Source organism: Fodinicurvata sediminis DSM 21159, assembly GCF_000420625.1.
Lineage (GTDB): Bacteria > Pseudomonadota > Alphaproteobacteria > Kiloniellales > DSM-21159 > Fodinicurvata > Fodinicurvata sediminis.
This window is the reverse complement of record NZ_ATVH01000011.1, coordinates 502,154-519,574: the sequence shown is the minus strand read 5'-3', so window position 1 is coordinate 519,574 and position 17,421 is coordinate 502,154. Positions and strand designations below refer to the sequence as shown.

Below are 17,421 nucleotides of genomic sequence, written 5' to 3'. Positions count from 1 at the left end.
GCGATCGCTGGCGGAGCCAACTTTTTTGCCAATGGCTTGGCGGCATATTGTCACCACCCTCCAGGCTGACCTCCCTCTGGCCTCATGGTGAGGTGGCTTGACGCCAGTCAAGCCCTCGAACCATCTCGGCACAGGCGGCTTGGCCTGGGAGAATGCAAACGGCGCCGCCTGGGCTGGTGGCCGCCTCTTTCGAGACGCGGCCTGGCGGCCGCTCCTCAAGATGACGCCGTGGGGAGTAAGGACGGCTTTCTTGGTAGCATAGCCGTAACAACCAGCGAACGTCACCGCCCCCAAGGCTGACTCCCCCCTGGCCTCATGGTGAGGCGGCTTGACGCCAGTCAAGCCCTCGAACCATCTCGCCGCAGGCGGCTTGGCCTGGGAGGATGCAAACGGCGCCGCTTGGCCCTGTGGCCGGCCCTTCGAGGCGCCGCGCTGTCGCGCTGCGCACCTCAGGACGAGGTTTTCTTATTAAATTCAGAGAACTAACCTCCTGGTACCATCTTGCCCCAGGCGTTTCGGCTGGGCGCACAGAAAAAAGGGCCGGTTCTTTCGAACCGGCCCTGAAGTTTTCCAAGCTCGGGACAGACGCCTGGAAGGGTTGGTTGGCTGGCCGTCAGAAGGGCCAGATGATGTCGAAGACCTGTTGGCCGTAGCGTGGCTGCTGCACGTCGGAGAGTTCACCGCGTCCGCCATAGGACACGCGTGCCTCGGCGATCTTGTCGTAACTGATCTCGTTCAGGTTCGAGATGTCGGCCGGACGGATGATGCCGGCGATCTGCAACTCGCGCAGTTCGAAGTTCACCCGTGTTTCCTGCCGGCCCGCGATCACCAGGTTGCCGTTGGGCAGGACTTCGGTGACCAGGGCCGCGATGCGCAAGTCAATTTCCTCCTCGCGGGCGATGTTTCCGGTGCCGCCGGCGTCTGAGGTGCTGCCGGCGGAGACCAGGTTGCCCGGATCCACGGCATTGGGCAGCACGTTCCGCAGGCGGGTCTCATATCCCAGGAAGGAATTCAGAGAGGACTGCTCGTCGCTGTTGCGGCTGCGGTTCGTGGTGTTGTTCATCTCGGCCGAGTCGTTCATCTGGATGACGACGGTGACGATATCACCCCGCTCGCTGGCCCGCTGGTCCTCGAAGAAGGTGCGGCTGCCGCTCTTCCACAGCGAGTTGGCATTCTGCGGCTGACCTACATCCTGGGCCCGCGGATCCGAAAGAGCAGCCTGCTGGGTCGCCTTGGGATCCACGGGCAGGTCCAGTTCGCTCATGTCCGGAGCCTTGCCGATACGGGACAGGCGTTCGCCTGCATTGCAGCCGGCCAGGGCCAGACCCAGAAGAGCTGCAAGCGCCAGCTTGCCGGCGAGGCGGGTGAAGTGGGTGTTCCTGATCTCTGTCATGATTTCTGTCCTTCCGGCCGCTCAGTTCAGCATGGCCGTGTTGTGGCCGCCAACGGACACCAGGCCCGTGTCCTCGACGACGGCCTCGATGACCTGGTTCGACTTGGTGTTCATCACGCGGATGACGGCGCCATCGGTACCTTCCTCCAGTGCGCGACCCGAGACGGTCAGGTGCATGTTGGCGTTGCGGTATCGAATGGTGACACCGCTGTTCTTGGTTACCAGGATCGGCTCAACCAGATCGTTGCCCCGCAGACTTGAGCCAGCGCGCAGGGTCCGGCGCGGACTCTTGCCGAACATGCGTTCGGCATCGGTCACGGTGTCGGCGTGCAGACGGTCGAGACGCTGGGATTCCCAAGCGATATCGCTTTCGGTTATGATGTCGCTGCGGTTCACCCGCTTGTTGACCACCGGAACCTCGACCATTTCGTAGGCGCGTCCACTCAACTCCATGCGTACGAGAGGCGAGCCGTTGTCCGGATAGACCAGACGGGCCCTGAAGCGGTTACTGTCCGCGTTGCGCTCCAGCCCGACAATGCCAGCCTTCGCATCGGCCACCCGGGGGATGTGCAGACTGTCCTGAGGTTCTTCAAGTGAGATTTCCAGGTCCGCCTGCTCTCCGCGCGTCTGGAAGGCCATCTTGACCATGTCCAGCAGTTCGCTGCGCTCCAGACGGATGCTGTCACGCTTGACTTCGGCGTATTCCAGTCGGGAACTGGGCGACCAGTCCACGCCGTAGTTGCGAGCCAGTGTGGCGAGCCAGCGGGCCTCGAGCTGGACGGTGGTTCCCGCCTTGGGAGCACGGCCGATGGGTGTATCAGCCTGATCCTCCAGGCCGCTGAAGATATCGCCCAGGCGGACGAATTCTTCCTCGACCACGATGGAACGGTTGAGGGAAATGAACTGCTCGACCGAGTTGTCCGCTTCGGCCAGCGCCGGGCTGGTCAGGGCAGGGGCGAGGCTGGCGGCGGACAGGACGCCGGCCGTCAGCAGGGCCTTCATAAAGCTGTTCTTCATGATGCTATCCTCTCATCCTAGCGCAGCTGGGTGACGCTGCGCAGCATCTCGTCGGATGCCTGAATGCTCTTGGAATTCATCTCGTAGGCGCGCTGGGCGGTGATCAGGTTCGTGATCTCCTGCACGGCGTCGACATTGGAGGTTTCAAGAGCGCCCTGCACCATGGTGCCGAAGCCCTCTTCGCCTGGTGGGGCCACCTGGGGGGCTCCTGAGGCCGGCGTTTCCACGAAGAGATTCTGGCCCATGGCTTCCAGGCCCGCGTCATTAGGGAAGACAGCCAGTTCAAGCTGTCCGGCCTGCTGGGGTGCGACCTGGCCGTCCAGCTTGACCCAGACCTCGCCATTCTCGTTGATGGATATGGCCGTGGATTCCGCAGGAATGTTGATTCCCGGCTCCACCATGAAACCGTCCGGCGTGACGATATCGCCGTCGGGACTGAGCTGGAAGGAGCCGGCCCGGGTGTAGGCCGTTTCGCCGTTTGGCTGTTGCACCTGGAAATAGCCGCGGCCGTCCACGGCCAGGTCCAGGCTGTTGTCCGTGATTTCCAGGTTGCCTTGCTCGTGGATGCGATAGACGGCTGCCGTGCGGACACCCAGGCCGATCTGCACGCCCGAGGGCACGATCGTTCCGGTGTCGGACGAGGCCGAACCCACGCGGCGCAGGTCCTGGTAAAGCAGGTCGTTGAACTCGGCACGGCCCCGCTTGAAGCCGGTGGTGTTCATGTTGGCGATGTTGTTGGAGATGACGTCGACATTCGTCTGCTGCGCAAGCATGCCGGTTGCGCCGATGCTGAGGGAGCGCATGGTCAGAAATCCTTTCCGGTGGTGCGCAGGTCATCCCTGGCGCACATGACAATCATGGTTGGGAGGACAATCTTGCCGAGGGTCATGCCTGGCCTCCGAAGGAGCCGAGGATCTGGATCGCCTGGCGCTGGCGTTCGTCCTCCTTGTCCATCATGTTCTTGACGGATTGATAGCTTCTCTGGGTTTCGATCATGCGGGTCATCTCGACCACGCCCTGCACGTTCGAACCCTCCAGCATGCCCTGGAGAACGGCGACACCCTCGGCCTCGACCGGGTCCTGATCTTCCGCATTCAGCAGGCCGTCCGCTTCACGCTTCAGTTCGTATTCCTCCTCGAACTGCACGACACCGACCTGGCCAATGGGGTTTTCAGCCATGGGATCGGCCGGATCGCGCACGGCGATGGTGCCATCCTTGTTAATGACGATGTCCGAGGCTTCGGGTGGCAGGACGATCGGGGCTCCGTCGGCGCCCATCAGGGGGTCGCCTGCCGCGGTGACGATCTGGCCGTTGTTGTCCAGGGTGAAGTTCCCCTTGCGGGTATAGCGCGGACCCTCTTCGGTCTCGACCGTGAAGTAACCGTTGCCGGAGATCGCAATGTCCAGCGGATTGTCCGTGTTGACCATCGGCCCTTCGCTCAAGTCGCGTACGGAGGCCAGGTCCTGGACCATGCTGATCTTGCGCAGGATACCCGCGTTCATGTCCTTCGTGTCGGCCAGGTATTCCTGGAACATCATCGATTCCCGCTGGAATCCGGGCGTGTTCATGTTTGCGAGGTTGTTGGTCACGACATCCATTTCCCGCCTGAGGGCGGTCATGCGTGACAGTGCTATGTAACTTGGGCTTTCCATGGTTCGTCTGTCCTTTTCAAGTGCCGAGCTCTTTTGCGAGCTTCTTGCGACAGAACAGAAAGCAGGAAGCGTGCCAACTTTATAAATATATTAATTTCAATGGCCTATTAAAGTTTCTGCTGTGCTGAGGGAGAAGATTACGGCAATCATTGCGCTGCGTGGGGCAAAAGCTGCCGAACCCATCGCTGCTGGTGCAACTTCCTGAGTGGGCAGAAACGACTTGTTAACCATCGTCCGTTAGCTTGTGCGGGTCCTTGCACGAAGTATGAAGTTGGAAAGCGACCAGAATGGCCGATGCAGTAGCAAATACGGACGATGGAGATCAGGAAGTCGAGGTCCTGCCCCGGAAATCCGGACTGAGCGGGAAAAAGCTCGTTCTTTTCATCATCCTGCCCCTGTTGATCCTGGGCGGTGGCGGCGCAGCGATGTATTTCACCGGCATGCTGGACAAGCTGTTGGTGTCCGTCGAAGCAGGCGAGAAGGAAGGTGTGAAGACGGAAGAAGTCGAGGTTTTCTACGAACTGCCCGACATGCTGGTGAACCTCAATTCCAGTGGTAACGGCTCCAGCTACCTGAAACTTTCCATATCCCTGGAACTGAAGAATCCGGCGGGCTTGGCGGAACTTGAGAAAGTTCAACCTCGGATCATCGACAGCTTCCAGGTTTACCTGAGGGAACTGCGGGTTGATGACCTGGAGGGCTCCGTTGGCATGCAGCGTTTGCGCGAGGAACTCTTGATGCGTGCCAACACCACGGTGGAAGAGCCTGAAATCACGGACGTTCTCTTCCGCCAGATTCTGGTCCAGTAACGAGCCGCAAGCAGTGGAAGTCCAATGAGCGACATGACGGACAACCCAGAGACGCCCGACCCGGAGGCGCCCGCTCCAAAAACGCAAGGCGTCGAGGCCCCAGATGCCGAGACCGACGAGGACTATGATGCCCTGATGGCCGAATGGGAGGCCATGGCGGACTCGGACGATGCGGATGACCCCGACGGCATGGGGGGCTCTTCGGAGCGGGTGTTGGACCAGAGCGAAATCGACAGCCTGCTGGGCTTCGACGAAGACGGTGCCGGAGGCGACAACGAAGGCATCAATGCCATCGTCAATTCCACGCGCGTGTCCTACGAGCGTCTTCCCATGTTGGAGGTGGTCTTCGACCGCCTGGTGCGCATGATGTCGACCTCGCTGCGCAACTTCACCTCGGACAATGTCGAGGTCAGCCTGGACAACATCTCTTCGCAGCGTTTCGGGGACTACCTGAACTCCATTCCCCTGCCGGCGATGCTGGCCGTCTTCAAGGCGGAGGAATGGGACAACTATGGTCTCATGATCGTCGACAGCAACCTGATCTACTCCATCGTGGACGTCCTGCTGGGCGGCCGTCGCGGAACCGCGGCCATGCGGATCGAGGGGCGCCCCTACACGACTATCGAGCGCAACCTGATCACGCGTCTGATGAACGTGATCTTGATGGACCTGTCGGCGGCCTTCGACCCCTTGTCTCCGGTGACATTCCGCTTCGAGCGGCTGGAGACCAATCCACGCTTTGCTGCCATCGCACGCAACGCCAATGCCGCGATCAATACGCGCCTTCGCATCGACATGGAGGATCGCGGCGGCCGCGTCGAGCTTGTGTTGCCCTACGCCACGCTGGAGCCGGTCCGTGAGTTGCTGTTGCAGATGTTCATGGGTGAGAAGTTCGGTCGGGATTCCATCTGGGAAACCCACCTGAGCAGCGAGCTCTGGCATACCGAGGTGTCGATCGATGCCGTGCTGGAGCAGATGGAAATGCCGCTCAACGACATCCTGAACCTGAAGGTCGGCGACCAGATTCCACTCAACAAGACGCCCAATTCCAAGGTCACCCTGCGTTGTGGAGACGTGGACATGTTCAAGGGACAGATGGGGCGCCGCAACGGCTATATCGCCGCACGGATATCGGACAAGCTGATCCGCGGCCCAGGGGAGATGGAGTGATGGCAATGGAACTGATGATCGACGGCCTTCTGGCCATTCTTCTCCTGGTTACAATTGGTTATGCTGTTGTGCTGAATCGGAAATTGAACCAGTTTCGCAATCTTCGCGAGGAGATGCAGGGAATGGTAGGTGAATTTGCCCAGGCCACCCAGGACGCCGAGAAGGGCATTGCCAGCCTGCAATCGCGCTCGCAGACCCTGGGCAGCGACCTGGAGAAGCAGGTCAGTGCCGTCGAGGGCCGGGTTTCAGAGGCCCGCAGCCTGGCCGACGATCTGGTCTTCCTGGTGGAGAAGGGAACCTCGGTTGCCGATCGTCTGGAAAATTCCGTCTCGAAGGGGCTGGCCGCTTCACCCAAGACTTCTGATGAAACGCCGCCTTCTGGCCGCAAGGCGGCGCCGAAGGACCGCAAGGAATCGGGTGGCATCTCGCAAAGACAGGGGCAGGGGCAAGAGCAGACACGCAAGGCGTCGGACTCCGTTTCTCCCGAGGCACGCGACCTGCTCAAGACACTGGATGGCATACGATGACGACACAACAGAACGACAGCGGCGTCCAGTTGAAGCGTACACCGCGACTGCGGTTGCTGCCGCTGGTGATTTTTCTGGCTTCCCTGACTCTGGGGTTCCGGGTGTTCGATGTCTGGCAGGGTGTGGAGGTTGCCGCACAGGAAGAGGAAGCTCCCGCCGCAGAGGCCGGCGATGATACCGATCAGGCAGCCGACACCCAGCAGGAAACGGAGGGTGAGGGCGCCGCGGACGACCTGCTGGCCGATGCAGCTGATGTCAATGTCACCGGTGACGAGCAGGCTTCCGGAACAGCCAAGGACCTGACAGAGGTCGATCCCTTTTCAATGACGGAAACCGAGATCGAGCTGCTGCAGTCGCTTGCCAGTCGCCGTCAGGAACTGGAACAGCGTGAGAAGACCCTGGAGGAGCAGGAAGCCCTGCTGAAGGCTGCGGAAACCCGTGTCGAGGAGAAGATTGCCCGACTGGAGGAGATGCAAGGCAAGGTGGAAGCGCTTCTGGGTCAGTATGACGATGAAGAGCAGAACAAGCTGGATAACCTGGTTGCCATTTACGAGAAGATGAAACCCAAGGATGCGGCGCGAATCTTCGAGCAATTGGACATGGAGGTCCTGCTGTCCGTGGTGACCCGCATGAAGGAACGCATTACCGCGCCCATCCTGGCCGAGATGCGCCCCGACCGCGCCCAGCAGATCACCGTGCGCATGGCCGAACGCCAGGAAATACCGGTCATCGGCGAATAATCAGACCGCTTTCACGAAATTTTCCCGGCTTTACCCAACGTTAAGAAGCCGGAGCTAGTTTGAGTTCAGGCGCATAGTGCTGCCCAGGCCAAAAGTCAGAACACGCGAGAACAAGACGGAGTACGAGAGATGGCAGGTGTGGACATGGATATGCAGATCCTCATCGTTGACGATTACAAGACGATGCTCAGGATCATTCGCAACCTGCTGAAGCAGCTTGGCTTCAACAATGTTGACGAGGCGACGGACGGCGCCCAGGCCCTTCAGAAACTGCGCGACAAGCCCTATCAGCTTGTCATTTCGGACTGGAACATGGAGCCCATGAGCGGCCTGCAGCTGCTCAAGGAAGTTCGGGCCGATACCAAGCTCAAAGACCTGCCTTTCGTCATGATCACGGCGGAAAGCAAGAGTGAGAACGTGGTCGCCGCCAAACAGGCCGGTGTCACCAACTATATCGTCAAGCCGTTCAATGCCGCCACGCTGAAGAACAAGCTGCAGGCTGTTCTGGGCGCTTTCTGAAGGTCATGAAGCATGACGAGCGAAGCCGAAACCAACGGACACGCGCAGCGCCTTGAAGCGCTGGTCAGCCGTTACAAGGACATTGATCCCGACGACCTGGTGAACATCGTCGAAGGGATCATCAATACCGCCCAGGGGGACCTGTCCAGTGTCAACCTGAAGGTCTACGGCGAGATCGAGGCCCTTTCGCGCTACATTCATTCTGCCCGTCAGGAAATCGCCTCTCTGCGTCCCGACGAGATCACCGATGAGCATATTCCGGCCGCCGGTGAAGAACTGGAGGCCATTGTCGGCGCCACGGAACAGGCCACCAACACGATCATGGAATCGGTGGAGGCCATCGAACAGGAAGCCGAGAACCTTCCCCCGGAGGTGGCGCAGCGCCTGACCGATTCCGTTACCCAGGTTTACGAAGCCTGCGGCTTCCAGGACATTACCGGCCAGCGGATCACCAAGGTTGTTCACTGCCTGACCCATATCGAGGAAAAGGTTCACGCTTTGCTGGAAACCTTCGGTGAGCCGGGTGAACGAACCGCACGCGAAGAAAAGGCGAGCAAGACTTCGGGTCCGGGGGATGCCGAACTGATGAACGGTCCGCAATCCTCGGAGGATGCGATCAGCCAGGACGACATCGACGCGTTGCTCGCCAGTTTCGACTGAGCCACGCCATGCAGACGGCGCCAGGCATTCAGCGACAGGGCGGATCCAGTACCAGCAGCCTGATGGCCCTGTTGAGCCTGAAGTTGCTGCTTCTGGCCTTTTTCATCCTGCTGACTGTCCTGGCGCAATTCGAGAACGAAAAGGTCAAGAAGGTCGTCGATAGCGTCAACAAGACGTTCGAGGGGCGAGTCGAGGTCAATCGTTCCGTTGATCCTCTGCCCGGTGCCGATGGTGTCCAGCAGGGTGGCGCCCCGGCCTTGAGCGAGTTGAGCCGCCTGTTCCGATCGTACCTGCCGACATCATCGATGGAAGTGGATCCCGCGCTGGGTGAATTGCGCCTGGAGATACCGGCCGAGGAACTCTTCCTGCGCGATAGCACCCAGTTGAACGGTCGCGCGGAGCGCCTGATCGACCGGGTGGCGGTAGAGCTCAGCAAGCGGCAGGACCAGGATGCGGATTATGATCTGGAGCTTTTGAACGGTTTCGACCCGCAGAGCATGGAACGTCTTCTGGAAAGCTCGGGCCAAAGCCCCGTGTTCCTGCGCGCCGGTGCGCTTGTGCGCGCCTTCCTCGATCGTGATCTGGTCGCGGGCAAGATTTCCGGCGGCCTTTTACCGGACAGTGCCGGAATGGTCCGCATAGTGGTGCGACTGTGGGGTGGAGAAGGGGAACCCGAACAGCCGGCGGAGTTCACGCCATGAGCCAGCCGGATGGAAAAGCGGCGACCAAGTCCGACACCTCTCCCTATATACCGTTTGCCCCAGGGCCTTCGGGGGGGATGGCTTCAGCATCCAAGGGGGGCGGGAAGTCAGCAGGAGCCTGGCTGGTCACCTTTACCGATCTCGTGGCTCTGCTGCTCGCCTTTTTCGTCATGATGTTCGCCATGATGACACTGGAGGATCGCAACTGGGAAGCCTTGCGCAGCAACTTCTTGGGCCAGATCGAGACGCTCAAGGAAGACCCCCTTGTCTCGCCCGATCATGAAAAGGATGTGGAGACGGCGCGGCTGAGGCCCGGCTTGAACCTGAACTACCTGGCGGCTCAACTGCGGGCCGAATTCTCTGGCAACGCGTTCTTTGACTCGGCCGATGTCAAGCGTGAAGAGGGGCGCTTGGTGGTGGTCCTGCCCGAAGACCTGTTGTTCGAAACAGGCGATATCGAGCCCATCCCCCGGGCAGAGCGTGCGATCTATTCGCTTGGTGGATTGCTGGCCCGCGTGCGGAACCGCATCGAGGTGGTTGGCTATGCAGATCCGCGTCCCATCGAGGACGGCCCCCACAGCAATTGGGAACTTTCCCTTGCACGCGCCGCCTGGGTGGCACATTTCCTGAAGCGGTCGGGCTATGGTTCAGATATCATCATCCGCGGTCACGGGGCCGGGCGATTCGAGGAACTGACCCGGGCGGCCGGTGAGGATCCGGCCGAGAGTTTCCGCCAGGGGCGCCGGACCGAGATTGTCGTCCTGGAGGATGCCGGGGATCTGGAGTAGGTGCGGTGCTGCGTTTTTTCTTCCTACTGCTCTCGCTGTGCCTGGTGGCACCCGGCGCCGTTGCCCAGAGCGAAAGCGGAGCAGTTGCCGTAAGCGGCGGCATTCACCCCGGTTTCTACCGTTTGGTCCTTGAGTTCGATGACACGCCCCAGCATCAGGTGCGTACCGAGGGCCGTTATCTTCTGTTGAGCTTCAATCAGGCTGTGAACCTGAATTTTGAACCGGCCCGCCAGGCTCTAGGAGCCATGCTCGGTGAAGTCGTTGTTTCGGATTATGGCCGTCGCTTCCAGGTGGAATTGAGTGATCGACGAAAGGTGACGCGTGCCTACAGCGGTTCGCGTATCGTCCTGGATCTGCGCCCTGCAGTGCCACCACCTCCGCCCCCGCCCGATGTCAGAGTTGATGGCGAACGCCATGAAGTTTTCGATCGTCTGCGCTTTATCTGGGAAGAGCCGGTATCCTATCGCCTGGAAAGCGGCGAAGCGCGCAGTACGCTTCACTTTGAAAAGCCGGGAGAATTGCAGTTCGAGGGGGCACTTCTAGACCGGTTGTCCCGGGTGCAAGGGCTCGAAAGCACTCTGGCCGACAACAAGCTGCGCGTGACCATTGATCACGAGGCCGGGGCCCGGCTGCAGAGTCGCAGCCGGGAGTCCCTGGTGGAACTGGATGTGGCCGACCCGGGTGTTGGGTTGGCCTCCGACTCGCCCTTTTCCATGGAGGCCAGCGACCAGCCCGAGCTGGACGGCCCGTTGGCTTCGGGCGACCCCTCCCTGCAGGAAGAGGAGGATGACCCCAATGCTGTCCAGCTGACGCTGACGCGGCAATCCCGCCTGCAGGATACAATCCCATATACGGGGCGACGGGCGCCCTGGCCGGACGAAGTCGCCCTGGTCATGACATGGCCTGAGCAAGTAGCCGTGGCTGCCTTTGAGGACGATCAGGGCCTTGTCATCGTGATCGATCAGGTCGCACCGGAAAACTTCACGCAGCGTTTGCGGAGTACGGCGCCCGAGTTCTCCGGGGTACAACAACAGGAAGGCGAAGGAGCGACGTTCCTGACGGTTCCCTTGTCCTATCCGCTGGAAGCCGAGGTGACTGGAGAAGGCCGAGAATGGGAGATCCGGCTTACTCCCGAGGCACCTGCCCGCCCCAGGGCGCCGCTTTTGGAAAGAAGGCAGGAGGGTGAAGAGGCGCTGCTGTCCATTGCCGCCAGCGGAGCCCGCTCGGTTGTCGAACAGGAGGATCCACAGCGAGGCCGCTTGCTGGTGGCGCCCTTGATGTCTGACGGACAGCTTTTGCCCCAACAGAGGCGTTTTCCCCAGTTCCTTCTGCTGGAAACGCTGCAGGGCATCGTCGTTCAGCCGCTCGACGAAAGCGTGCGTGTCGAAACGGGCGCGGAGTCAGTTGAGGTGAGGGCGGAAGAGGGCCTGTACCTTTCGGAAGGCGTAGACCTCAATGACTTCGATGAAATGCCGTCCGACAGATTAAGCACCAGGCTGTTCGAGCTTGAAGCCTGGCGGTTCGAGATGGGGGAAGGCTATACCGAAACCCGACAGCATCTTCAGGATCGCGTTGCCTCCGCTACGGGGCGTGACAAGGAACTTCGGCGCCTCGATCTGGCTCGCTTCTATTTCGCCCGCGGACTGATGGCAGAGGCTTTGGGGATTCTTGATCAGTTGGTGAAGGAGGATCCTCTGCTGGCATCGGACCCGGAAGTCAGGGTGATGCGGGTTGCCGCCAATATCCTGATGGGGGAGTTTGAAGCTTCTGCAGGACGCCTGGGCGGCCCCTTGCTGGAAGGTTTGCCCGAGGCGGCATTGTGGCGAGGCGCCTATGCCGCGGAAGCGCGGGACTGGCCGGTTGCATACCAAGCCTTTGCAGAGAACAGTGAGCTGATCGACAGTTATCCTCGGAATGTGCGTGTACGACTCTACCAGATGGCCGCGGAAGCGGCAGTAAACCAGGGGAATCTGGAAGAAGCGGAAGACTATCTGGCCAGGGCAGAAAGCGGTGCCTCGAGCAACCTTTCGCAAACACGCCAGGATTACCTGGCCGGACGTATTGCGATGATGCGCGGTGAGCGGGAGCAGGCGCGCCAGCTTTGGCAGGAAGCCGGAGAGCGCACCAGCAGCGGGGCCTCTGCAAGGGCCCGGCTTGCCCTTCTGGACGATCGCCTGGAAGGCGGCGAGATTGGCCATGACGAGGCGATAGACGAGCTGGAACGTCTCCGCTTTGCCTGGCGTGGCGACAACTTCGAGTTTTCCCTGCTGACTCGCTTGGCTGGCCTGCAGTTGGAGGCCGGGGCGCCGATCGAAGCGTTGCGCTCGTTGCGTCGGGCCGTGACCTATTTTCCGGAAACGCCGGGCGTGGAGGCGGCCGCGCGGCGGATGCGCAGCATTTTCCGCGATGTTCTTGTGGAGGGAGATCGTGTGGATGATCTGGCCCCTATGCGCGCTCTTGCCCTGTATGAAGAGTTCCGCGAACTGATGCCTGTGGGACCGGATGGCGAGCGCCTGATATCTCGGCTTGCGGACAAGCTGGTGGCGATGGATCTGCTGGAGCGCGCTGCCAACCTGTTGCAGCACCAGATCGATTATCGTCTTGCCGGTTCTCAGAAATCGCGTGTGGGCGCCCGCCTGGCCGCTGTTCACCTGTTGAACGATGACCCTGAATCCGCTCTGGTAGCGTTGGAGGAAACAGCTGTTTCCGGATTGGAGCAGCAGCTTTCTCGTGAGAGGGTTTATCTGCGCGCGCATGCACTCAGCGAACAAGGTCAGGTTGAAGAGGCACTTTCCCTTCTGCGCGGGGACGATACTGGGCAGGCGCGTGATCTGAAGGCGGAGATACTGTGGCGTAACAATCGCTGGAATGAGGCTGCAAATACACTCGCCCCCATTCTGCCACCAGAGCCCGAGGCGGGAGAAACGCTTACCGAACAGGAGTCGGGACGCGTTCTCAATCAGGCCGTGGCCCTGATCCTTGCCGGGCGTAGCGGTGACCTGGCGGAGCAGGCCTCCCGTTATCAGGCGGCGATGGCGCAGAGCGCACATGCGGATGCCTATGCCCTTTTGGTGGATGAACCGGATTTGCAGGATGGCGAATCGCTTGTCACCGAACTTTCGGCCGTGGCCGAGGCAAGAGGTTACATGACAAGCTACAGCGACCGGCTTCAGGATTTTGCCGAGACGGGCCTGTAACCCATTCGACTGCCCTTCAAACGGTCAGCCGCCATAACTCTGGATCAAGCTGCCTGCTATCAGGTACCAGCCGTCGACAAGTACGAAGAAGATCAGCTTGAAGGGCAGGGAGATCATGACCGGTGGCAACATCATCATGCCCATGGACATCAGGATGGAGGCCACCACCATGTCGATGATCAAAAAGGGCAGGAAGATCAGGAAGCCGATCTCAAACGCACGCCTGAGTTCACTGATCATGAAGGCCGGAATCAGAATGCGCAAAGGTGTGGCTTCCGGTGCCTCGATCTCTTCGACCTCGGAAAGGTCGGCAAAGAGTTGAAGGTCACGCTCACGGACATGGGTCAGCATGAAGTCTCGTACTGGGTCGCTGGCCCGCTCGAAGGCCGTCATCTCGTCGATCTCCTCCTCGACCAGGGGAACGACAGCCTCATCATATACCCGCTCCATGGTCGGCATCATTATGAAGGCGGTCAGGAAGAGCGCCAGAGAGACCAGAACCATGTTGGGTGGAGTCTGTTGCAGGCCCAGTGCGCTACGCAGGAAGGACAGTACCACCACGATCCGGGTGAACGAGGTGACCATCACCAGGATCGAAGGGGCCAGGCTGAGGACCGTGATGAGGATGACCAGTTGCAGGATCCTGCTGGTCGTCGAGCCATCCTCTCCACCCAGGTCGAGACTCAGGCTTTGCGCAAGTGCCGGCGTTACAAGAACTGCAAACAGCAGGGACAGTCCTGCGACGGCTGCCAGCACAAGGCCGTGTTTCTTCGCCCAGTAACCTGCGGCGTTCAAGACGCCTCTCCATTCTCCGATGGGCGGACCGTTGTAGGGTCGCCATCTCTGCTGCTGTCAATCAGCAGGTCAGGCGCATTCCCGGGATTGAGCAGGATAAGATGCTCGCGCTGATCCCACTGCAGTAGCACCAGCCTCTTCTTGGAATCGAGGGGCAGAGCCTCGATAACTTTAAGTCGCTTTTCCTTCTTGCTTGAGGGGGCTAGGGCGCCAAGGCGCCCAGCCAGTCCCGAGCGACGCGCGATCCACGCAAGCCCAAGAAGAAGGGCAATAACGACGCCCAAGGCAATCAGAAAGCGTATGTAGTCCCCTGGATCCATGTCCTGCCCCCGTCAATCCTGTCCCTGGATATCCTGTACGTCCAGATTCGTGGCCGTTTGTCCAAGGCTGCTGTCTGCCTGATAAAGCCGGGTGAGGATTTCCGCAACCGCTGCCAAAGCGACTGGAGGGATTTCGCTTTCAGGCTTAAGGGCAGCCAGGATTTCTGCCAAGGCTGCATCCTGCCGTACCTTTATGTCGTGGCTGAAGGCTAGCGAGAGTATCTGTTCGGCCAAAACGCCTTCGCCGCGTGCAACAACGCGCGTGGTTTCAGCCGCTTCGCCTTCCAGAGCAACGGCCAGCGTTCGCTGGCTGTCTTGCAAGGAGACGGGGGTGTGATTGGGGCGTTCCGAAGATGACCTAGCCATCACAGTCTTTCATTCTGTTTCTTGTGGAGCGCGCCTCCACGACGGCAGAATGAAGCCTTATGGTTAAGGAAGTGTTGAGGCGGCTGCAGTTATCGTGACGGCTGGGGTCAGGATTCTGCACTGTCCTTGGCTGTTTCCTCTTCTTCCAGACTCAGGGCTGCACTGCCATTTGCAGAGGCCCTGTTTTCGGCCTGGATACGCTCGTGAATCTCTTCGCGAAGGACGCTTGCGTCAGCGGGGAAGGTGAAGCCGAGTTTTATGGATTTCCCACGTATATCGACGACCGTGACTGTGATGTCGTCATTAATGATGACCGATTCACCTATCTTTCTTGTTAGATACAGCATCGGCGGGTGAGGCTCCTGTTCCGGCCATCAGATCGTATGCAGTCCAGCCTGAATCGTTTGTAACAGCATTTACACTTTCTTAACAAGTCTTGTGCCACGCTGCGGTTGATCGATTGTACTCTGCCCGGAAGAGCGTGATGAGCGACAAGTTCGCACTTTTTGACGTTTTCGCAAAGCGCATGGACTGGCTGTCCCAGCGGCAATCCGTTCTGTCACAGAACATAGCCAATGCGGACACGCCCGGTTACGTGAGCCAGGATCTCAAGGAAGGCTCCTTCGAGCGCATGGTGAAGGGTCGAAACCTGCTTATGCAGACCACAGCGACGCATTCGGGACACATGAGCGGGACGCGGGATCCAGGGCCGGGAAAGGTCCGACAGGATGAGGTGCGAGACCGTTATGAGACGGTGCCCTCGGGCAATTCCGTGGTGGTCGAAGACGAGTTGGGCAAGATCGCGGACACCCAGATGCACTACTCCACGGTGACCAACCTCTATTCCAAATATACGCAGATGTTCAAGATGGCTGCCGGTGGCGGCGGATCCAGATAGGACCAGGAACGGATAAAGCCATGGATCTCTTCAATACACTGACAATTTCGGCTGACGGCATGAAAGCGCAGGGCACGCGCCTGCGCATCATTGCCGAGAACCTGGCCAATGCCGATTCAACGGCCTCCGAGCCAGGCGGCGAGCCCTATCAGCGCAAGATGGTCAACTTCAAGAATGTGCTGAACCGAGAGATTGGCGCGGAAACGGTCAATGTGGACCGAATCACGCTTGATCAGAGTGAATTCAGTCAGCGTTTCGACCCTGGCCATCCGGCTGCCAATGAAGACGGATACGTGCTTCTGCCAAACGTGAATTCCCTGATTGAATTGACGGACATGCGCGAGGCCCAGCGCAGCTACGAAGCCAATCTGCGCGTGCAACAAAGTTCCCGCAGGATGCTGGAACAGACAATCAACCTTCTGCGATAACTCGCAAAGAACGCCAGGAAGGCTGACAGACGGGACCTGAAAGGGACAGATGATGGTCAGTTTCAATGAAGCCGTATCGGCCTATTCGCAGCTGGGCAGCGTGGCCGGCAAGGCTACAGGTAACAGCGGCACGACAACGCCGCTATCCGGTGGCAGCGGTGAAGGCGGTGATTTTACTGAGGCGCTGAAGGAAGCGACCGAAGGGGCCATCGAAACCATGCGCGGTGGCGAAGAGCAAAGCTACAAGGCCACCATGGGCAATGCCGACATGAACGAGGTCGTCATGGCGGTCAGCAAGGCCGAGTTGACACTGCAGACCGTGGTGTCGATAAGAGACAAGGCTGTGCAAGCCTATCAGGACATCTTGCGCATGCCGATCTGACACTCGCTCGGTTGGTGCATCATGGAGGCTGTCGAAGCCATAGCTGTTACCCGTGAAGCTGTTTGGGTCATGCTGAAGGTTTCGGGGCCAATTCTTCTGGTCGCTCTGGCCGTGGGCCTGGTGATTGCGCTCTTCCAGGCCTTGACGCAGATGCAGGAAATGACACTGTCCTTCGTGCCGAAGATCCTGGCCATCTTCGTTTCCATCATTCTGTTTTTGCCATTCATGTTGAGCACCTTGACCGAGTTCACCGAAGGACTGGTTGACTACATCGTGGCGTCTGGCTGAGCGGGATGCTTGAGGAGCTTCTGCCAGCTGGAGTTTTCGCCTATCTGCTGGTGTTTGCCCGTGTTGGCTCCGCCTTTATCCTGCTGCCGGGAATTGGCGAGACCTATATCAATACGCGCACCCGGTTGGCTCTTGCCCTCATGGTGACGCTTGTCGTCAGTCCGGTGCTGTCCGGTAATCTTCCGGACATGCCGGCTGCGCCAATGATGCTGTTTGTCCTGCTGGCCGGAGAAATCGTGATCGGAGTGTTTCTGGGGACCCTGGGGCGCCTTTTCATCAACGCACTCAATGTGGTCGGTATGGTGGTGGCGCAGACCTCCGCAATGGCGAATGCCCTGGTCAATGATCCAGTCAGCGCCCAGCAGGCGTCGATTGCCAGCGGTTTTCTGACCGTAACCGCTTTGCTGCTGATCTTTATCCTGGAGATTCATCATCTTGCGATCGAAGCTGTCGTTGCGAGCTATGAGGTGATGCGCCCCGGAGAAGTGGTTCCAGTGGGTGACATGGCAGACATGGTTGCACGGACGGTGGCAGATACCTTTGTTCTGGCGGTCAAGATGTCGGCGCCCTTCATTGCTGTTGCCATGTTCTTCTACGTTGGACTGGGCCTGCTCTCGCGGCTCATGCCGCAGATGCAGGTCTTCTTCATTGCCCTGCCGTTGCAGATTACCCTCGGGTTGATGGTCATGATGCTCAGTCTGCCCATCATCATGCAGCTTTTCCTTGGAGAGATGGAGGATACTTTCCTCTCTTTCCTGGGGGGATAGGTC

General features: G+C 59.6%; 22 protein-coding genes. 14 read left to right on the top strand and 8 right to left on the bottom strand.

From position 1 onward, the window contains the following. Positions 1-613 precede the first annotated feature (613 nt). The 4 genes from flgH to flgF form a co-directional block, all read right to left on the bottom strand. Positions 614-1,393, bottom strand: coding sequence for a flagellar basal body L-ring protein FlgH (flgH, locus tag G502_RS0103800; protein ID WP_022727330.1), 780 nt, complete (start codon positions 1,391-1,393; stop codon positions 614-616). 21 nt (positions 1,394-1,414) lie between these two features. Beyond that, positions 1,415-2,410 carry a flagellar basal body P-ring formation chaperone FlgA gene (gene flgA / locus G502_RS0103795; RefSeq protein ID WP_022727329.1) on the bottom strand — a complete coding sequence of 332 codons (996 nt, stop codon included), beginning with the start codon at positions 2,408-2,410 and terminating at the stop codon, positions 1,415-1,417. A gap of 17 nt (positions 2,411-2,427) precedes the next feature. Continuing rightward, the gene (gene flgG / locus G502_RS0103790; RefSeq protein ID WP_022727328.1) at positions 2,428-3,213 is read right to left on the bottom strand and encodes a flagellar basal-body rod protein FlgG; all 786 of its coding nucleotides are present in this window, start codon (positions 3,211-3,213) and stop codon (positions 2,428-2,430) included. 82 nt (positions 3,214-3,295) lie between these two features. Next, positions 3,296-4,063, bottom strand: coding sequence for a flagellar basal-body rod protein FlgF (gene flgF, locus G502_RS0103780; protein WP_022727327.1), 768 nt, complete (start codon positions 4,061-4,063; stop codon positions 3,296-3,298). 287 nt (positions 4,064-4,350) lie between these two features. Here flgF and G502_RS0103775 point away from each other — a divergent pair, with 287 nt between their 5' ends. The 9 genes from G502_RS0103775 (at position 4,351) to G502_RS0103735 (ending at position 13,174) form a co-directional block, all read left to right on the top strand. Continuing rightward, positions 4,351-4,872: a flagellar basal body-associated FliL family protein gene (locus G502_RS0103775; protein WP_022727326.1), complete on the top strand. Its 522-nt coding sequence runs from the start codon at positions 4,351-4,353 to the stop codon at positions 4,870-4,872. Positions 4,873-5,007: 135 nt separating this feature from the next. Further along, positions 5,008-6,042: a flagellar motor switch protein FliM gene (gene fliM, locus G502_RS18545; RefSeq protein ID WP_051152032.1), complete on the top strand. Its 1,035-nt coding sequence runs from the start codon at positions 5,008-5,010 to the stop codon at positions 6,040-6,042. After that, positions 6,042-6,569 carry a DUF6468 domain-containing protein gene (locus G502_RS0103765; protein WP_022727324.1) on the top strand — a complete coding sequence of 176 codons (528 nt, stop codon included), beginning with the start codon at positions 6,042-6,044 and terminating at the stop codon, positions 6,567-6,569. The genes fliM and G502_RS0103765 overlap by 1 nt, the downstream gene beginning before the upstream one ends. After that, on the top strand, positions 6,566-7,309 hold the full coding sequence (locus G502_RS18540; RefSeq protein ID WP_022727323.1) for a MotE family protein: 744 nt from the start codon (positions 6,566-6,568) through the stop codon (positions 7,307-7,309). The genes G502_RS0103765 and G502_RS18540 overlap by 4 nt, the downstream gene beginning before the upstream one ends. A gap of 129 nt (positions 7,310-7,438) precedes the next feature. After that, the gene (locus G502_RS0103755) at positions 7,439-7,828 is read left to right on the top strand and encodes a response regulator (RefSeq protein ID WP_022727322.1); all 390 of its coding nucleotides are present in this window, start codon (positions 7,439-7,441) and stop codon (positions 7,826-7,828) included. Between the two features lie 12 nt (positions 7,829-7,840). After that, positions 7,841-8,488: a protein phosphatase CheZ gene (locus tag G502_RS0103750; RefSeq protein ID WP_022727321.1), complete on the top strand. Its 648-nt coding sequence runs from the start codon at positions 7,841-7,843 to the stop codon at positions 8,486-8,488. Positions 8,489-8,496: 8 nt separating this feature from the next. After that, positions 8,497-9,189 (top strand): hypothetical protein, encoded by a 693-nt coding sequence (locus G502_RS0103745; RefSeq protein WP_022727320.1) that lies wholly within the window; start codon positions 8,497-8,499, stop codon positions 9,187-9,189. Positions 9,190-9,266: 77 nt separating this feature from the next. Then, complete coding sequence (locus G502_RS0103740; RefSeq protein ID WP_162140943.1) at positions 9,267-9,977, top strand: OmpA/MotB family protein; 711 nt, start codon at positions 9,267-9,269, stop codon at positions 9,975-9,977. Between the two features lie 5 nt (positions 9,978-9,982). Next, complete coding sequence (locus G502_RS0103735) at positions 9,983-13,174, top strand: tetratricopeptide repeat protein (RefSeq protein WP_022727318.1); 3,192 nt, start codon at positions 9,983-9,985, stop codon at positions 13,172-13,174. A 24-nt stretch (positions 13,175-13,198) separates the two neighbouring features. Here the strand turns inward: G502_RS0103735 and fliP are convergent, their stop codons facing one another. The 4 genes from fliP to csrA form a co-directional block, all read right to left on the bottom strand. After that, complete coding sequence (gene fliP / locus G502_RS0103730; protein WP_022727317.1) at positions 13,199-13,969, bottom strand: flagellar type III secretion system pore protein FliP; 771 nt, start codon at positions 13,967-13,969, stop codon at positions 13,199-13,201. Then, positions 13,966-14,289, bottom strand: coding sequence for a FliO/MopB family protein (locus G502_RS18535; protein WP_022727316.1), 324 nt, complete (start codon positions 14,287-14,289; stop codon positions 13,966-13,968). The genes fliP and G502_RS18535 overlap by 4 nt, the downstream gene beginning before the upstream one ends. Before the next feature lie 12 nt (positions 14,290-14,301). Continuing rightward, the gene (locus G502_RS21295; RefSeq protein WP_022727315.1) at positions 14,302-14,655 is read right to left on the bottom strand and encodes an EscU/YscU/HrcU family type III secretion system export apparatus switch protein; all 354 of its coding nucleotides are present in this window, start codon (positions 14,653-14,655) and stop codon (positions 14,302-14,304) included. A gap of 107 nt (positions 14,656-14,762) precedes the next feature. Further along, positions 14,763-15,002 carry a carbon storage regulator CsrA gene (gene csrA / locus G502_RS0103715; RefSeq protein WP_022727314.1) on the bottom strand — a complete coding sequence of 80 codons (240 nt, stop codon included), beginning with the start codon at positions 15,000-15,002 and terminating at the stop codon, positions 14,763-14,765. A gap of 137 nt (positions 15,003-15,139) precedes the next feature. On the opposite strand from csrA, the gene flgB reads away from it, so the two are divergent. Genes flgB through fliR form a run of 5 tightly spaced genes read left to right on the top strand, consistent with a single transcriptional unit; the run spans position 15,140 to position 17,418 of the window. Further along, positions 15,140-15,553 (top strand): flagellar basal body rod protein FlgB, encoded by a 414-nt coding sequence (gene flgB / locus G502_RS0103710; RefSeq protein ID WP_022727313.1) that lies wholly within the window; start codon positions 15,140-15,142, stop codon positions 15,551-15,553. Between the two features lie 20 nt (positions 15,554-15,573). Beyond that, the gene (flgC, locus tag G502_RS0103705; RefSeq protein WP_022727312.1) at positions 15,574-15,981 is read left to right on the top strand and encodes a flagellar basal body rod protein FlgC; all 408 of its coding nucleotides are present in this window, start codon (positions 15,574-15,576) and stop codon (positions 15,979-15,981) included. 49 nt (positions 15,982-16,030) lie between these two features. Further along, positions 16,031-16,363: a flagellar hook-basal body complex protein FliE gene (gene fliE, locus G502_RS0103700; RefSeq protein ID WP_022727311.1), complete on the top strand. Its 333-nt coding sequence runs from the start codon at positions 16,031-16,033 to the stop codon at positions 16,361-16,363. 21 nt (positions 16,364-16,384) lie between these two features. Continuing rightward, complete coding sequence (gene fliQ, locus G502_RS0103695) at positions 16,385-16,651, top strand: flagellar biosynthesis protein FliQ (protein ID WP_022727310.1); 267 nt, start codon at positions 16,385-16,387, stop codon at positions 16,649-16,651. 5 nt (positions 16,652-16,656) lie between these two features. Beyond that, positions 16,657-17,418 (top strand): flagellar biosynthetic protein FliR, encoded by a 762-nt coding sequence (gene fliR / locus G502_RS0103690; RefSeq protein WP_022727309.1) that lies wholly within the window; start codon positions 16,657-16,659, stop codon positions 17,416-17,418. Positions 17,419-17,421: the final 3 nt, after the last annotated feature.